The sequence below is a fragment of the Xanthomonas sp. A1809 genome, from assembly GCF_017746015.1.
Classification (GTDB): Bacteria; Pseudomonadota; Gammaproteobacteria; order Xanthomonadales; family Xanthomonadaceae; genus Xanthomonas; species Xanthomonas euvesicatoria.
Map to the genome: position 1 here is coordinate 17,428 of NZ_JAGHWZ010000006.1, position 16,410 is coordinate 33,837.

At 66.9% G+C, this 16,410-nt stretch carries 11 protein-coding genes and 1 pseudogene; 5 read left to right on the top strand and 7 right to left on the bottom strand.

Translation table 11 applies throughout. From position 1 onward, the window contains the following. Positions 1-7: 7 nt before the first annotated feature. Both dut and coaBC read right to left on the bottom strand, forming a co-directional pair. A complete protein-coding gene (dut, locus tag J7396_RS10505; protein WP_007964142.1) occupies positions 8-475 on the bottom strand; it encodes a dUTP diphosphatase in 468 nt (155 codons plus the stop codon). Then, positions 472-1,746 (bottom strand): bifunctional phosphopantothenoylcysteine decarboxylase/phosphopantothenate--cysteine ligase CoaBC, encoded by a 1,275-nt coding sequence (coaBC, locus tag J7396_RS10510; protein ID WP_209261426.1) that lies wholly within the window; start codon positions 1,744-1,746, stop codon positions 472-474. Before coaBC ends, dut begins: the two co-directional genes overlap by 4 nt. A gap of 60 nt (positions 1,747-1,806) precedes the next feature. Between coaBC and radC the strand changes: the two genes are divergently transcribed. The 5 genes from radC (at position 1,807) to J7396_RS10535 (ending at position 6,693) form a co-directional block, all read left to right on the top strand. Continuing rightward, on the top strand, positions 1,807-2,520 hold the full coding sequence (gene radC / locus J7396_RS10515; RefSeq protein WP_029820819.1) for a DNA repair protein RadC: 714 nt from the start codon (positions 1,807-1,809) through the stop codon (positions 2,518-2,520). A gap of 87 nt (positions 2,521-2,607) precedes the next feature. Then, a complete protein-coding gene (gene argS / locus J7396_RS10520; RefSeq protein ID WP_008576503.1) occupies positions 2,608-4,296 on the top strand; it encodes an arginine--tRNA ligase in 1,689 nt (562 codons plus the stop codon). A 179-nt stretch (positions 4,297-4,475) separates the two neighbouring features. Further along, positions 4,476-5,360: an SPOR domain-containing protein gene (locus J7396_RS10525; protein WP_011348859.1), complete on the top strand. Its 885-nt coding sequence runs from the start codon at positions 4,476-4,478 to the stop codon at positions 5,358-5,360. A gap of 6 nt (positions 5,361-5,366) precedes the next feature. Then, positions 5,367-5,900: a hypothetical protein gene (locus J7396_RS10530; RefSeq protein WP_014091288.1), complete on the top strand. Its 534-nt coding sequence runs from the start codon at positions 5,367-5,369 to the stop codon at positions 5,898-5,900. A gap of 37 nt (positions 5,901-5,937) precedes the next feature. Beyond that, positions 5,938-6,693 (top strand): SDR family NAD(P)-dependent oxidoreductase, encoded by a 756-nt coding sequence (locus tag J7396_RS10535; RefSeq protein ID WP_209261427.1) that lies wholly within the window; start codon positions 5,938-5,940, stop codon positions 6,691-6,693. A gap of 247 nt (positions 6,694-6,940) precedes the next feature. On the opposite strand, the gene J7396_RS10540 is transcribed toward J7396_RS10535, so the two are convergent. From J7396_RS10540 to speA, 5 genes and pseudogenes are all read right to left on the bottom strand, one after another. Continuing rightward, positions 6,941-8,068 (bottom strand): acyltransferase, encoded by a 1,128-nt coding sequence (locus J7396_RS10540; RefSeq protein WP_033478901.1) that lies wholly within the window; start codon positions 8,066-8,068, stop codon positions 6,941-6,943. A gap of 136 nt (positions 8,069-8,204) precedes the next feature. Then, positions 8,205-9,536, bottom strand: coding sequence for a glycosyltransferase (locus J7396_RS10545; protein ID WP_071118586.1), 1,332 nt, complete (start codon positions 9,534-9,536; stop codon positions 8,205-8,207). Next, positions 9,529-13,527: pseudogene (locus J7396_RS10550) on the bottom strand (amino acid adenylation domain-containing protein). Before J7396_RS10550 ends, J7396_RS10545 begins: the two are co-directional and overlap by 8 nt. A gap of 563 nt (positions 13,528-14,090) precedes the next feature. Beyond that, positions 14,091-14,261 (bottom strand): hypothetical protein, encoded by a 171-nt coding sequence (locus J7396_RS10555; RefSeq protein ID WP_008574856.1) that lies wholly within the window; start codon positions 14,259-14,261, stop codon positions 14,091-14,093. Positions 14,262-14,398: 137 nt separating this feature from the next. After that, entirely contained in the window at positions 14,399-16,285 is a 1,887-nt protein-coding gene (gene speA / locus J7396_RS10560; RefSeq protein WP_046936582.1) for an arginine decarboxylase, read from the bottom strand. Between the last annotated feature and the right edge of the window lie 125 nt (positions 16,286-16,410).

The window sequence follows — 16,410 nt, forward strand, 5'->3', positions numbered from 1 at the left end:
TCCCCTGTCAGCGCACGCCGGTGTGGCCGAATCCACCCGCTCCCCGCGCGCTGTCGACGAAAGTATCCACCACTTGCAAGCCCATACGCACGATCGGCAGGATCACCAGCTGCGCGATGCGGTCGCCCGGCTCGATGGTGAAGGCCTCGCGGCCGCGATTCCAGGTGCTGATCAGCAGCGGCCCCTGGTAATCGGCATCGATCAAACCGGTGCCGTTGCCGAGCACGATGCCGTGGCGATGGCCCAACCCCGAGCGCGGCAGGATCACCGCGCACAGCTGCGGGTCGGCCAGATGGATCGCGATACCGCTGGGGATCAGCGCCGCATCGCCCGGCTGCAGCGTCATCGGCGCCTCCAGCGCGGCGCGCAGGTCCATGCCGGCGCTGGATTCGGTGGCGTAGGCCGGCAGCGGCCACAGATCGCCGAAGCGCGGGTCGAGCAACTTCACCTGCAAGGACTGGGTTGGGGGGCTCATGCCTGCAATCTCTCCGCGATCAGGGCCAGCAGTTGGTCTGCCAACTCGGTCTTGCTGCTGCTGGGGAACACACGCTCGCCGCCCTGCCAATAGGCCGTGGCTGCGTTGTTGTCGCTTTCGAATCCGCCGCCTTCGATCCCCACCTGGTTGGCGATGATCAGGTCCAGCCGCTTGGCCGCCAGCTTGCCACGGGCGTAATGCTCCACATCGTGCGTTTCGGCAGCAAAACCGACCACCAGTTTCAGCGCCCCGGTCTGCGCGGCGACCTCGGACAGGATGTCCGGGGTGCGTACCAGCTCCAGGGTCAACGTTTCGCCAGTCTTCTTGATCTTCTGCGACACCACCCGCTTGGGGGTGTAGTCGGCCACGGCGGCAGCGCCGATGTAGATGTCGGCCGGGAATGCACCCAGCACCGCGTCGCGCATCTGCGCGGCCGAGCGCACGTCGATGCGCTGCACGCCCTCCGGGGTGGTCTGATGCACCGGCCCGCTGACCAGCACCACATAGGCACCCTGCCTGGCAGCGGCGGCGGCCAGGGCGTAGCCCATCTTGCCGCTGCTGCGGTTGCCGACGTAGCGCACCGGGTCCAGGTCCTCGAAGGTGGGGCCGGCGCTGATCACGATGCGCAGGCCTTCCAGCTGGGTGCTGCTGGGGATGAACACGGGCGCGGCAACGCTCTTGGTGCCCTCCGGGGCTGCGCTGGCGACCGCCGCGCCGCCGGCCAGCGCCGCAAGGATCGCGGCCGGTTCGGCCAGCCGGCCGGGGCCGGATTCGCCCTCGGCCAGCGGGCCGTCGTCAGGGCCCACCACCGCCACCCCCCGCGCACGCAGGGTGGCGATGTTGGCCTGGGTGGCCGGATGCAGCCACATGCGGTGGTTCATGGCCGGCGCCACGGTCAGCGGCGCGGTCGTGGCCAGGCACAGCGTGGTGACCAGATCGTCGGCCAGACCATGCGCCAGACGCGCCAGCAGGTCGGCGGTCGCCGGGGCAACGATCACCCGGTCGGCCCAGCGCGCAAGTTCGATGTGGCCCATCGCCTGCTCGGCGGCGCTGTCCCACAGCGTGGTGCGGGTGGGCTGCCCGGACAATGCCTGGAAGCTCAGCGGGGTGACGAATTGTTGCGCACCGCCGGTCATGGCGACCTGCACCTGCGCACCGGCGTCGCGCAGGCGACGGACCAGTTCGAGCGATTTGTAAGCGGCGATGCCTCCGCCGACGCACAGCAGCAAACGCTGTCCGTCCAGGGGGCGGGCCTGAGTGGAGCCGATCACGTCGGGGTCGTCCTACGGTTACAAGGACAACTAGATTAGCCGATGCCTCCGCTTGGCCTGATGGGCGTCGGCGATGAGCACCGGCAATCTCGCCATATGCACATACACGACTGGCCCACCCACGAACGCCCGCGCGAGAAACTTCTGGCGCGCGGGGCCACCGCCTTGTCCGATGCCGAGCTGCTGGCGATCTTCGTCGGCTCCGGCCTGCGCGGCCAGGATGCGGTGCAGACCGCGCGCGATCTGCTGCACCGGCACGGCCCGCTGCGTCTGTTGCTGGACCGCCCGGCCAAGACGCTGGCGCGCCTGCCCGGGCTGGGCCCGGCCTCGGCCTGCAAGCTTGCCGCCGCGATGGAGCTGGCCCAGCGGCACCTGATGAGCGCGCTGGAGCGCGGCGAGGCGCTCAGCGACCCGCCCAGCGTGGGCCGCTATTTCTCGCAGCGGCTGCGCGCGCGGGCCTATGAAGTGTTCGCCGCGCTGTTCCTGGACAACCGCCACCGCGCCATCGCCTTCGAGGAACTGTTCACCGGCACCATCGACGGGGCCGACATCCACCCGCGCGAAGTGGTCCGGCGGGCGCTGCTGCACAACGCCGCGGCGGTGATCGTCGGGCATAACCACCCGTCGGGTAATCCGGAGCCCTCCGAGGCCGACCGCGCGGTCACCAAGCGGCTGCTGGACAGCCTGGAGCTGGTGGATATCCGCCTGCTGGACCATTTCGTCATCGGCGATGGTCGACCGGTGTCGTTCGCCGAGCGCGGCTGGCTGGAATGAGCAGTGGTGCGCTGACCTGAACCATCGGTCGGACCCTGCGCCGCGCGGTCGGGTAAAATCGCTGGTTTGGTTCCAAGCAGATCCCACGTGAAAGCCCTACTCCGCGCACTGATCGGCCAAGGCATTGAAGCCTTGCGCGCCAATGGCACCCTGCCCGCCGACACCCTGCCGCCGGATTTTGTGGTCGAGCGACCCAAGACCCGCGAGCACGGCGACTTCGCCACCAATGCCGCGATGCTGCTGGCCAAGGCTGCGCGCAGCAATCCGCGCGCACTGGCGCAGGCGCTGGTTGCCGCGCTGCCGGCCAGCGACGACGTAGCCAAGGTGGATATCGCCGGTCCGGGCTTCATCAATTTCCATCTGGCCCCCACCGCGTATCAGCGCGAAGTGGCGCATGTGATCAAGCAAGGCCACGACTACGGCCGCGGGCTGGCCGGCAACGGCCGTTCGGTGGGCGTGGAATACGTCTCGGCCAACCCGACCGGCCCGCTGCATGTCGGCCACGGCCGCGCCGCGGCGATCGGCGACAGCCTGGCGCGCGTGCTCGACGCCAACGGCTGGAACGTCAAGCGCGAGTTCTACTACAACGATGCCGGCGTGCAGATCGAGAACCTGGCGCTGTCGGTCCAGGCACGCGCGCAGGGGCTCACCCCCGACAGCGACGGCTGGCCGGAAAACGGCTACCGCGGCGACTACATCGCCGATGTGGCCAGTGCCTACCTGGCCGGCGACACCGTCGACCTGGAAGGCCATCTGGTCACCGGCACCAAGGACCCAGCCGATCTCGAATCGATCCGTCGCTTCGCGGTGGCGTACCTGCGTAACGAGCAAAACCACGACCTGGCCGCGTTCCGGGTCGATTTCGACATCTACTTCCTGGAAAGCTCGCTGTACAAGGACGGCAAGGTCGAAGAAGCGGTGCAGAAGCTGATCGCCTCCGGCCATACCTACGAAGAAGGCGGCGCGCTGTGGCTGAAGTCCACCGACTTCGGCGACGACAAGGACCGCGTCATGCGCAAGTCCGACGGCACCTACACCTACTTCGTGCCGGACGTGGCCTATCACCTGACCAAGTGGCAACGCGGCTACGAGCGCGCCATCACCGAACTGGGCGCCGACCACCACGGCTCGCTGACGCGCGTGCGCGCCGGCCTGCAGGCGATGGAACTGGGCATCCCGCAAGGCTGGCCGGAATACGTGCTGCACCAGATGGTCACGGTGATGCGCGGCGGCGAGGAAGTGAAGCTGTCCAAGCGCGCCGGCAGCTACGTCACCCTGCGCGACCTGATCGAAGAAACCAGCGCCGATGCGGTGCGCTGGTTCCTGATCGCGCGCAAGCCCGATTCGCAGCTGACCTTCGATATCGACCTGGCGCGCGCGCAAAGCAACGACAACCCCGTGTTCTACGTGCAGTACGCGCATGCGCGGGTGTGCAGCGTGCTGCGCCAGGCGCAGGAAAAGGGCTACAAGTACGACCAGGCCCACGGCCTGGCCGAGCTCGCATGCCTGGACGACGAACACTCGCTGGCGGTGATGCTGGAGCTGTCGCGTTACCCGGAAGTGGTGGAAATCGCCGGCCAGGCGCTGGAGCCGTACCAGATCGCGCAATACCTGCGTGAATTGGCGCACGCCTTCCACACGTGGTATCACAACAGCAAGGTGCTGGTGGACGATGCCGCCGAGCGCGACGCCAAGCTCACCCTGGCGGTCGCCACCCAACAGGTGCTGGCCAATGGCCTGGAACTGCTCGGCGTCAGCGCTCCGGAAAAGATGTAGAAAGGCGGCAGCTCCCGGGTGCCGGCGCAAGCAGCGGCGCAGCGCGTGGCACTGCGGCAGGCGCCGGCCTGCCACCTCGGGCGCCGATGGCGCTCACCGGGCAATCAGCGCAGCGGCGCGCATTGCCACAGCAAGCCGGGCCAGCGGGCCCGCAACGACACGATTCGGAGAAGTGGTAGATGGCAGCACGACGCGGTAAGAGTCAGGCCCGGCGCAACACCAGCAATGGCACCCCCGGTTGGGTGTGGCTGGTGGCTGGCGCCGCGATTGCGGCAGTGATCTTCCTGGCCGCACCCAACCTGTTCAAGAAGGACGGCGACGGTTTCCTGCGCGTGGGCCCGCGTGCCAATCCGGATGCGCAGCCCGAGCCGGTGGCCGATGCCGACGTGGACACGCCGGCCGAACTGCCCAAGCCCAGCGCGCAGCCGCCCAAGCCGCAGGCCAAACCCGGCGATGCGCAGACCCAGTACGACTTCTATACCTTGCTGCCCGGCAAGGAAGTGCAGATGTCCGATGCCGAACTGGCGGCCAGCGCACGCGCCGAAGAGGCCGCGCGTGCGCGTGCGGCGCTGGAAGGCAAACCCGTGCCCCCCGCACCCGGCGCCAGCGTGGCAGCCGCCACACCGGCGGCCAGCGTCCCGACGCCGTTGAAGGAAACCGCCGCCAGCGCACCCAAGCCGCTGCCGGAAACCGCACCGGCACGCCCGGCCGCCACGCCGGCTCCGGCCAGCACCGCCGCACTCACCACACCGGCCGCTGCCGCGCCCAAGCCCGCCGCAACCGCCGCCGCTGCAACAGCGCCCGCGGCTGCAGCGCCGGCGGTCGCCGACAACACCCGCTACATCCTGCAGGCCGGCTCGTTCGGCGCCTCCGGCGATGCCGAATCCACCAAGGCCAAGCTGGCGATGATGGGCCTGGCCGCCCGCGTGGAATCGGCCGACATCAGCGGCAAGACGGTCTACCGCGTGCGCATGGGGCCCTATGGCAGTGCCAGCGAGCTTGCCGAGGCCAAGCAGAAGCTCACCGGCAGTGGCCTGTCCGCCATCGCGATCAAGGCGCAGTAAACGCCCGTGTTGCGACGTATCGCTGGCGTGTTGCTGGGCGTGCTGGCGTGGGCCGGCCCGGCGCAGGCCACCGCTCAACTTCCCGACCTGATCCAGATCGACGGCCAGCAGGCGACGCTGCTGGCCGAACCCTTGTCCGGCCCACTGGACGACCCAGCCACCTGGAAGCGTTTTGTGGCGCACGCAGGCAGCGCGCTGGGCAGCTGCAGCGCCAACTGGCGCGGCTACCGCGCCCACTGGCGCCTGGACGGGCAACAGCTGGTGCTCGACCGCGTGGTCCTGGGCGCCTGTAACGACGCGCCGCCCACGCTGCCGCTGGATGTGCTGTTCCCCGGCCAGGCAGCGCCCGTGCCCGCCGTCTGGGTGGATGGCGAATTGCTCGTCGCGCTGCCCGCCACCGCGACGAGCGCTGCGCACGCACCGGCCCCGTACGTGGTGCTGCAGCTGCGGCGTGGCCAGGTCGTCGCACGCCAGACCCTGACCGAAGAGCGGCTGCGTGCGCGGCATGCGGCAACGGCGAAGCCGCGGCCTGCTCACTGAATCTGGTTCCCGCCCCCCTGTCCCCCTGGAGTTCCCCATGTCCAAGACCGTCCTGATCACTGGTGCCACCTCCGGATTCGGCAGCGCCGCCGTGCGCCGCTTCACTGCAGCCGGCTGGAAGGTCATCGCCACCGGCCGGCGCGCCGAACGCCTGCAGGCGCTGGCCGCTGAACTGCCGGCCGGGCAGGTCCACACCGCCGCGTTCGACATGCGCGATGCACACGCCTTGTCGGACGCGATCGACGCGCTGCCGCCGGCCTTCGCCGACATCGACGTACTGGTCAACAACGCCGGTCTGGCGCTGGGCACCGCGCCGGCGCAGCAGGCCGACCTGACGCAGTGGCAGCAGATGATCGACACCAATGTCACCGCGCTGGTGACGCTCACCCACCGCCTGCTGCCGGCGTTGATTGCGCGCCGCGGCGCCATCATCAACATCGCCTCGGTGGCGGCAACCTACCCATACACCGGCGGCAACGTCTACGGCGGTACCAAGGCCTTCGTGCAGCAGTTTTCGCTGGGCCTGCGCTCTGACCTGCACGGCACCGGCGTGCGCGTGACCTCGATCGAACCGGGCATGGCCGAGACCGAATTCACCCTGGTGCGCACCGGCGGCAACCAGGCCGCGTCCGACACGCTGTACCGTGGCGCCACCCCGATGACGGCCGAAGACATCGCCGAACAGATCTTCTATGTCGCCAGCCTGCCGGCGCATTTGAACATCAACCGCCTGGAAATCATGCCGGTGACGCAGTCTTTTGCGGGGTTCCAGGTGGCCCGCGACGCGCAGTGAGGCGTGCATCGAAGCAAGGGCTTAGGCGGTGGGCGTGCAGCGCGCCAGCCGCACCCCCCGCTGCGCCGCGCAAGCCCTACCGAGCATCGAACGAAGCATCGAAAAGCCGCGCATTGCGCGGCTTTTCGTTACATCAGCGCTGCATGGTCGCAGCAACTGCGCAGACCGGTTGCCTGACACCAGGTGCTGCAGCGGCGGCCGCCACGCCGCCACCCGTGCACGCTCGCCGTTCTCCGCAACCATCGCATCACGCACGTTCGGCATCGCGGCGCACGGCTGCGCGCCGCCGCAGCAACGCGCCGCGCAGCTGCAGGAACGGACGTTCCACCACGTAATGCAGCAGCGCACCCGCCGCCAGCGCCACCACGCCATACACTGCAAAGGCCAGGACACCACGGCCGTCCAGCGTGGCGCCGAGCCAGCCCTGGGTCACATGGAACATCGCCTTGTGGGTCAGATACACGCTGTAGGAAATGGCGGCCAACCAGGCGGCACCCGGCACGCGTAGCCGGCCCAGTGCGCTGTCGGTCGCGGTGCCTGCCAATACCAGCAAGGCCAGCCCCAGCGAAAGCACCGGCCAGCCCACCGCGTTGCCGATCAAACCGGTGCGCTCGCGGAACAACCACATCGCCAGTGCCAGCATGGCCACACCGGCCAGCGCCCAGGTGTTGCCGCGCTGCTGCAGCCATTGCCATGTGCGGGGGCGGAAGACCTTCGTCATTGCCAGCACGACACCGGCCAGCAAACCGTCCAGCCGGTTCCAGGTGGGGTAATAGAGATCTTCGACAAACCAGTTGCGCTGCTGGCCGCTGCCGATCTGATCCAGCGCCGTGTTGTGCAGCCACACGCTAGTGCGCAACGCGATGCCGGCGACCACCACCGCCACGCACACCGCGACCACGCGTGCCGCCGATGGACGCCGCAACAACAACGTGGCCAGCAACGGAAACACCAGATAGAAATGCTCTTCCACACAGAGCGACCATGCGTGCGAGAACGCCGCCTGCTCGGCGTAATCGACGAACAGATTCAAGGTGAAGGTGAGGAACATCCACCATGGCGCCAGCCCGGGCGATTCGCGAAAACCCGGCCATGCCATGTAGATCGCCAACACCACCAAAAACGCCGGCAGGATGCGGAATGCGCGGCGCAGGTAGAAATCGGCGAAGTCCAGTGGCTTGCCGCGCGACAGCGGGGTCAGCACCTGGGTGCCGATCAAAAAGCCGCTCAGTACGAAGAACAGGTCTACCCCCATCCAGCCGTAGCGCGACAGCCATTCCCAGTCCGGACCCAACCCGCCGACCACGAACGAATGGAACAGCATCACCCAGACGATGGCGATGCCACGCAACAGGTCCAAAGCGGGATAGCGCATGCGGGCCAGATCAACCGAGGGAGCCCGATTGTGCCGCATGCCGGCAGCGCGCAGGGCGTCGCCACCAACCACGCACTGCTCCACCGCGCCGCAGTGCGCGCATCAGCGCTGCGGCGGATGCGCAGCATCGCCATGCTTATGCGATGGCGTGCTGTGTGGTCCGTACGGCCGCCGCAGGCGTCACTGCCGCGGGTTCAAGCAATTGCCAGGCTTCCAGCTGATCGACCGCATTGCGGACGCCGTCTTCCTGGCCGATCCGTTGACCGAGTGCGCGCGCAGCCGCACGCATGGCCGGCGTGCCCGCCTGCCGGATGGCAGCGGCCAGGGCTTCGGGCTGCAGCCCGGCACGCGCCAGCGCTGGCGGCGCAACGCCGCGCTGGGCCAGGCAATGGGCCCAGAACGACTGGTCGTAGCCAAAGGGCAGCACCACCGAGGGAATGCCCGCCGCCAACGCGGCACCGCTGGTGCCGGCGCCACCGTGATGCACGGCCACCGCCACGCGCGGGAACAGCCAATCGTGCGGTGCCTGTTCCAGATGGAAGAAGCGCTCGGCATCATCGGCGACAGCGGCGTCCCCGGCCCCCAGACCGCCCCAGCCGCTGGCCAGCAACGCGCGCTGCCCGGTCAGTCGCACCGCTGCCTTGACCGTGGCAGTGAGCTGCACGACCGCGCTACTGGTCATGCTGCCGAAGCCGATATACAGCGGCGGCGGCCCGGCCTGCAAAAACGCCTGCAGCGCGGCCGGCGGTTGCCACTGCGACGGCGGCAGCTGCCAGAAGCCGCACACCTGCGCGCTCTCCGGCCAGTCCGGCGGGCGCGGACACACGTGCGCGCTATAGCCGTAGATCACGCGTAGTGCGCTGCGATCCGGACCGCTCCACGGATATCCCGGCAGCCCCAACGCCGGACGCACGATATCGTTGAAGGCCGGCCGCATCAGCTGCCAGCCGACAAAGCGCATCAGGCGATGCAATGCCACGTTGACACGTCCCGGCAGACGCAGGTTGGGCATCAGCATCAACGGCAGGTGGCGCGACTCGGTGAGCGGCTGCAACTGCGCAAACGCCACCGGCACGCCATACGCCTCGCCCAGGCTATGGACGAGGAAACTGGCACTGCCCACGCCCAGGATCAAGCCGGCATCGGCACACGCCGCGCGGCCCTGCGCGGGCCAATCGCGCGCCCACTCCAGCAACTTCTTGCGCAAGATGCCAGGGGCACCGCGCATCTCGGCAACGTCCGGATGGTCGTGCAACAGTTGCTGGAGATCGCCGCTGAGCGGGAAGAATTCCAGGCCGTGCGCACGGATCAACGACTCGAAGTTGGAACTGGTCAGCACCCGCGCCGGATAACCGCGCCGCTGCAGGCCAAGGGCCAGCGCAATGATCGGGCGCACGTCCCCATGCGTGCCAAGGGTGGCGATCACCACCGGGCGCTGGCGTGACGGATCGGCGCTGGACTCAGGCATATTCGGTCACTCCGTCGCCGGCGACCGCGCCACGGCCGGCCTGTCCCACCGGCCGCACAGCCCGGGTGGCCTCTGCGGTGGCCGCGTGCAGCAAGGTGCTGAGCGTGGCCGCATGCGTCGGCGAGAGCATTGAATGGTGGTCGCTGTCCAGAACGTGCAGCTGCAGGTTGCGCACGTACGGGTGCCACGCCTGGGGACGGTAATCCACCCACAGCGCATCGTCGCCGCCGGAGCTCATGCGCACGCTCGCTTCGACAAAGACCACATCCTGGTCCAGCTGCCTGGGCCGATGACGCCGCGCCAGCTGCAGGTGATGCTGGGTGAGGGCGCCCAGATCGTCCAGCAAGGTGGGACGTTGCTCCAGCAACTGGCGCACCGCAGGCAATTCGTTCAGCCCGTAGTGATCGCACAACAGGCTCGCCAGCTCGGCGACCGTGGTCGGCATCGACTGGCCCGGCGCCAGATGCAAGGCCAACGCGTGCACCGAGGCGCGCACGTTCTCCGATTCCGACAACGCTGCGGCCTGTTCCAGATGCGGGTAACTGTCGAGCATGGCCAACACCTCGACCTCTTCGCCCAGTGCATGCAATTCGGCGGTGATGGCGTGCGCGATCAAACCGCCCAGCGACCAGCCCAGCAGACGGTACGGCCCCCTCGGCTGCACGCTGCGCAGACGCGCCAGGTAATCGCGCGCGATCGCCTCGATGCTCTCCGGACGGTGCTGCGGGTCGCTCAAGCCCGGCGATTGCAGCGCATACACCGGCCACTGCGGATCCAGCTGACCCAGCAAGGTGAGATACGACCAGCCCAGACCGATGACCGGATGGATGCAGAACAACGGCGTGCTGCCGGCGGTGCCTGCACGCAGCGGCAGCAGCACGCTCAACGGGTCGTTGGGCGTGTGTGCGCTGCGCTTGATCACCTCGGCCAGGCCGGCGATCGTCGGCGCATGGAACAACGTGCCCAGCGGCAGTTCCACCCCGAACATCTGCGGGAAACGCGCGGCCATTTCCGCCGCACGCAGCGAATCGCCGCCAAGCTCGAAGAAATTGTCGTCCACGCCCACCACTTCGATGCCCAGCACCTCCTGCAGCATCGTTGCCAGCTAGCGTTCGAGCGCATCGCGCGGCGCCAGGTGCGCGCGTTGCGGCAATGCGCCAGGCGCCGGCAACGCACGCCGGTCCAGCTTGCCGTTGGGGGTCAGCGGCAACGCCTCCAGCGGCACCCACAGGGTAGGAATCATCGATGCCGGCAGGCGCTGCTGCAGATGCGCGCGCAACAACTCGATCGACGGCGCATTGCCGTGCTTGCCCACCACATAGGCCAGCAGTTGCAAGGCATGCTCGCCATCGCCGTGGCCCACCACCACCGCCTGCGCCACCTGCGAATGCAACAGCAGTGCGCTTTCGATTTCGGCCGGCTCCACTCGATGTCCGCGGATCTTCAGCTGCGCATCGGCGCGCCCGATGAATTCCAGCAGGCCATCGCTGCGTTGACGCACGCGGTCGCCGGTGCGGTACATGCTGCTGCCGTCGTCGGCGAACGGGTCGCGCATGAAGCGCTCGCTGGTCAGCTGGCGCTTGCCGCGATAGCCCTTGGCCACGCCTGCGCCACCGATATACAGCTCGCCGATCGCACCGGTCGGCAGCGGTTGCCGCTGCGCATCCAGCACATAGACGCGCGTATTGAGCAGCGGCCTGCCGATCGGCGGTGCGGCGGCATCGGTCAACTGCAACGGCATGATGGTCGACCAGATCGTGGTTTCGGTAGGCCCGTACAACTGGGTCAGGCGCCCCACCCGGCTGAGCAGTTGGGTGGCCAGTTCCGGCACCAACGCCTCGCCGCCGATCAACGCATGGATGCGATCCAGCACCAGATCCTCATTGGCCAGCAGGATGCGCCACAGCGATGGCGTGGCCTGCACCACGCTGATGTGTTCGTCGGCGATCAACCGCGACAGGCGGCGCGGGTCGTGGCTGATACCGGCCGGTGCAATGACCACGCGCGCCCCCACCAGCAACGGCAGGTACAACTCCAGCCCGGCGATATCGAAGGTGATGGTGGTGACGGCCAGCACACGGTCGCGCGGGCGCAATGCCAGCTCGTGCTCCATCGCATGCAGGAAATTGAACAGGTTGCGATGGCTGATCTCCACGCCCTTGGGCGCACCGGTGGAGCCGGAGGTGTACAGCACGTACGCGGTGCCGTCGGGCGTCGCCAGCGGTGCGATTGCCTCCGGCAACACGGCCGGGCGCGGATCCAGCCAGACCATGCCACCGAGCAGATAGCGCTCGCACAGCGCTGGCTCGCAGACCAGGCCAATGGCACCGGAATCGTTGAGCATCTGGCGGTTGCGTGCGGCCGGGCTCTCCGGATCCAGCGGCAGATACGCCGCCCCGCTCCACATCACCGCCAGCAACGCCACCAGCAATTGTTCGCTGCGCGGCAACGCCACCGCGACCACATCGCCAGGGCGCACGCCATCGGCCACCCATTGCGCAGCGATGCGCGAGGCAAGCTCGCACAGCGTGGCGTAGTCGAGCGTGCGGTTATCGTATTGCGCAACCACGGCCGCAGGCATCAACTCGGCGCGTTGCAGCATGCCGTGCAACAGCGTGGCCGGTTCCGGCAGCGGCGCTGCGGTGTTGTTCCAGGTATGCAGCAAACGCCGGCGCTCGCTATCGCCGAGCACATCGACCTGGCCCAGCGCGCATTCCGGATCGGCCAATACCGCGTCGGCCAGATGGGTCAGACGACGGCAGTGTTCGGCCAGCTCCTCGCTGTCGTACAGCGCCGGGTTGGCATCCAGATCGAAACGCAGCGCTGCCCCATCGCCGCGTTCGTAGCAGAAGATGGTGAGGTCGTCGGCCGGGCCGTTGGAAAGGTTATGCGGCACCGCGTACGCCTCGCCGAAGCGCAAGGTGTAGTCGAAGGCCTCGATGTTCACCGCCAGGCGTGCGAACTTCTGCTCCATCCCGAACATGCCCAGATCGCGGCGCACGTCCTCGAAGCGATATTGCTGATGGCGCAATGCATGCCGAACCACCGACGACACCTGCGCGAACAAGGTATGGATGGGCTGCTGCGGGTCCATCTTCAGGCGCAGCGAAATCACGTTGGCCACCAGGCCTGCGGTTTGCCGGTAGCGCGCATTGATGCGGCCGGTCACCGGCATCGCCAGCACCAGATCCTCGGCACCGGTGCAGCGGTAGTAGTACGCGGCAATCAGCGAAATCAGCATCTGCGGCAGGCTGGCGCCGTACTCCTTGCCCAGCGCGCGCAGACGCACCACCTGCTGCGGCGAGAACTGCCCGGTGCCGCGCAACAACCCGGTGGACAGCTGATTGCCCGGCCGCGCCAGCGTCGCCGGCGGCGGCAGATCGGCCAACTGCTGCATCCAGTACTCGCGATCGCGCTGGAACCGATCGGAGTTGCGATAGTGCTGTTCCATTTCGAGCAGCGACAGTGCACTGCCGTACTGCGCAGGCGCAGGCTCCACGTCGGCCAGGTAGGCGTTATAGAGCACGGCCATGCGCTGCATCATGATCGACGCGCAATAGCCGTCCATCACCAGATGACTCACGCATTGCACCCACAAATGATGATCCTCGCCAAGACGGAACACCGCGCAATGCCATAGCGGCCCGTTCTGCAGGTCTTCCGGCTTGCGGATTTCTTCGTCGATCCAATGTTCGGCGGCATTACGCGGAGCAGGATCTGAGCTGACGTCGAAGTATGGAATCGTGCCGTTGTACGCGGGCAAGACCACCTGCGAAGGCACGCCCTCGCGCTCGACGATACACAGGCGCAGCGTATCGAACTCGTGCGTCAGCTGCATGCTGGCGCGGATCAGCACCTGGGGATTGAGCGGGCCGAACATTTCCAATACTTCGGCCAACATCAAGGTGTTGTCGGTATGCAACTTGTTGGCCACCCAAAGGCCACGTTGCGCCTTGGTCAGGGGAAAAACGGGAGAGGCGTCAGCGTGCATTGCGTGCATCCTTCTGGTGTGGCGCGCAGTCCGTCGACACCCCTCAACCGTCATACGGTCGATGGACGCCGAATCAGCACCTGGCCTAAGAAAACGAGGGGTAAGAAACACCGCCGACCACCGACAATTGCCGGTAATACGCGATGGAAACGCATGATGAAGACGCACAGCACAGCGAATCGCACAATCGAACAACGGTGTGCGGGTGACTCGTTGAAGCACTTGTATCCCGACAAGTTAAACGAACACTAACAATTCGCGCGGGGCCGAAACCGTGCAAAAAATCACGGAAATCGCGTGATACCTAAAATTTTTTCACTGAAGTGTGATTTGAACTAGTGTTCTGCATGCATACATCCGATCAATTTCCGCGCCGCATCCGGCGTAGGGCATGGCCGACGATACGCATGGGCTTCAAGGCGAATATGCGCGCACCACGGCAGATAAAAAGCCGCATTGAATAAGACCAATTCCAAATCAGCGTTGCCGGAATTAGGGTATTCGGCAAATCACTTCAGGAGAAAAAAGACGCGTTCAACGCGTCTGCCTCGACAAGCGCACGATCACGCGATGGTCGCCTGATTGTCATCGGCATGCAGCACAAACGCGCGAAAAGCGTGAGTCGAACCGATCGACGGCGTCGCGCAAGGTAAGCGCAGGCGCTCTTGCTCGATGCGACGAAGCAGGTCGACTTGAAGTGCGAGATCGCACCCGACGTCGGCGCGATGGCGCATCGACGCGTTGCAGAACCTGCAGCGTCCATGTCGGTGATGTCCCTGCTGCTGCAAGCGGCGCTCGCGGCACGAGCGCGTGCAAGATGGGCCATGTCGCGCACAGCCAGCGCTGCGGCCCAGCCGCAGCGTACTGCGGATCAGCCCAGCGGCTCGTCGGACAGATAGGTGTAGCCGGTCAGCCCCGCTTCCAACGCAGCGCCGAGTTCCTGCGCCCGCTCGGGCGACAGATTTGCGGCAGCAATGCGCTCGGCATAGGTGGCACGCAGCGTGTCCAGCTGATAGCCCACGTAGTCCAGCATCACGTCGGTGGTATCGCCGCGGCGCTGCTGTGCGATGCGATAGCCATCGCGATTCACCACGACTTCCACCGCATCGGTATCGCCGAATAGGTTATGGATATCACCCAGGATTTCCTGGTAGGCGCCCACCAGGAAGAAACCGATGCGATAGCTCTCGCCGGCATTCAAACCATGCAGCGGCAGCGAGCTGTCCAGGCTTTCGTTCTCGACATAGGTCTTGACCATGCCGTCGGAATCGCAGGTCATGTCGGCGATGATGCCGCGCCGCTGCGGCGCTTCGTTCAAGCGCTCGATCGGCACGATCGGGAACACCTGATCGATCGCCCACACGTCCGGGATCGATTCGAACACGCTGAAGTTGACGAAGTACTTGTCCACCAGCCGCTCGTTGAGCTCATCCAGCACCGGGCGATGGCTCTTTTCATCGAAGCTCAGGCGTGCGCGCACGCCATGTGCGATGGCGTAGAACAGATCGTCGATGCGCGCGCGCTGCGGCAGGTCGATCTGGCCCAGCGCATACGCGCTCAAACCTTCGGCATGGAAATGCTGGGCTTCCTGGAACAGCTCCACCGCCGGGCGCACATCGAGCTCGTCATGGATCTCGCGCAGATGGCGGATCGCGGCCGGCTCATCGTCGTGCGCATCCGGCACGCGGCCTTCCGGCGCCTGCTCCACTTCCGACACGTTGGCGATCAGCACCGCATGGTGCGCCGTCATTGCGCGCCCGCACTCGGTGACGATGCGCGGCGGGGCCAGGCCATGCTCTTCGCAGGCGCTGGCTAACGGCTGCACGATGTTGCTGGCGTACGAGTGCAGGCCGTAGTTGATCGAGCAATAGCTGCGCGAGCGCGTGCCTTCGTAATCGATGCCCAGGCCGCCGCCCACGTCCACATGGCTGATCTTTGCGCCCAGGCGCGAGAGCTCCACGAAATAGCGCGTGGCCTCGCGCATGCCGTTGGCGATGTCGCGCACGTTGGAAATCTGCGAGCCCATATGGAAATGCAGCAGGTTCAGGCTGTCGGCGTACTCGGTGTCGCGCAGCGTCTTCCACAGGTCCAGCACCTGGCGCGGCGAGAGACCGAACTTGGCCTTGTCGCCACCGCTGTTCTGCCACTTGCCCGCGCCCAGCGAGGCCAGGCGCATGCGCACGCCCAGGCCGGGCTTGACGTCCAGCGCGCGTGCTTCTTCCAGCACCAGGGTCAGTTCGGAGGGCTTTTCGATGACGATGAAGGTCTGCAGGCCGAGTTTGCGGCCGATCAGCGCCAGGCGGATGTATTCGCGGTCCTTGTAGCCGTTGCACACGATCAGCCCGCCCGGACGCGACAGCGCCAGCACCGCCATCAGCTCGGGCTTGCTGCCCGCTTCCAGCCCGAAGCCCTCACCGTGGTGACCGGCCAGGGTGCCGGCCACGCCACGATGCTGGTTGACCTTGATCGGATACACCGCCGTATAGCCGCCGGCGTAGTCCCACTCCGACTGCGCCTGCGCAAACGCTGCCTGCAGCTTGCCCAGGCGCTGGCCCAGGATGTCCGGGAAGCGCACCAGTAGCGGCAGCTTGGCACCGGCTGCGCGCGCGGCATCCACCACCTCGGGCAGCGACACCGCCGGGCCATCGGCGGTCGGGGTGACCACCACGTGTCCGGCAGCGTTCACATCGAAATACCCGTCGGCCCAATGCGGGATCGAATAGGTCTTGCGGGCTTGGTCGAGGGACCAATCGCTCATTTCGCTGTCTCGGCTGGAATAAAAAAGGGCGTGAAGTGTAACGCCTGGCATGCGCAGGGTCCGTTACAATCCGCGCCGACTTCACGCCCCGCTCCTGGTTGGAGCGGGGCCGAGCAAGGGTCAGC